Source organism: Streptomyces sp. NPDC058157, from assembly GCF_042884105.1.
GTDB lineage: Bacteria > Actinomycetota > Actinomycetes > Streptomycetales > Streptomycetaceae > Streptomyces.
The window spans coordinates 1-295 of record NZ_JBHVUQ010000349.1; the positions used below are offsets into that span (position 1 = coordinate 1).

The window sequence follows — 295 nt, forward strand, 5'->3', positions numbered from 1 at the left end:
GCTTCCTCGTCGGCCGGGTCGACCAGCAGCTGACCGCGAGCGGGGGCCGGTTCGCGGCCAGCCTGGAACACGAGGCCGAGCCCGACGCCGACAACCTCCCCGACACCCGGGGCCAGGCACCGGAAACCTTCGGCGCCCGCCTGCTGGGCGGCCGCGTGACCCAGACCGCCGTGGTGAACGACGCCGGCCAGCGGCCCGTCCCCCTCAGCGGGGCCGACGTCCGCGCCCTGGACGCGGTGCGTCCCGGCGGCGGGGGGGCCAGCGTGCGCCTGTCGTCCCTCGGCCGCTACCGGAT

The 295-nt window shown here is 78.0% G+C and carries 1 pseudogene; it reads left to right on the forward strand.

The window, feature by feature from the left end:
* Positions 1-295, forward strand: a pseudogene (locus ACFVXK_RS37475) (two-component sensor histidine kinase); the annotation flags it as partial.